The sequence below is a fragment of the Acinetobacter sp. P8-3-8 genome (assembly GCF_000214135.1).
In the GTDB taxonomy this organism is placed as follows: domain Bacteria; phylum Pseudomonadota; class Gammaproteobacteria; order Pseudomonadales; family Moraxellaceae; genus Acinetobacter.
Map to the genome: position 1 here is coordinate 1 of NZ_AFIE01000204.1, position 210 is coordinate 210.

Below are 210 nucleotides of genomic sequence, written 5' to 3' on the forward strand. Positions count from 1 at the left end.
GGAGTATCTGGTGTGAATGTCCAGTTGCCTGCTGAGTCGACTGTCGTTGTACCTAGTGGTTGACCATTATCAATAACTTCAACGGTTGCACCCGGTTCACCTGTACCTGTAATCGTCGGTGTGGTGTCATCTGTCGTACCACCTGATGGGATCTCGCCTACATTTGGTCCGACATTATCCGTTGCACCAACATCTCCCGGCTGAGCAGGT

The 210-nt window shown here is 51.4% G+C and carries 1 protein-coding gene; it reads right to left on the reverse strand.

The window, feature by feature from the left end; all coding sequences use genetic code 11:
• Window positions 1-210, reverse strand: a 210-nt coding sequence (locus GGG_RS21135; RefSeq protein WP_010118327.1) for an Ig-like domain-containing protein, incomplete at both ends; no start/stop codon positions are given.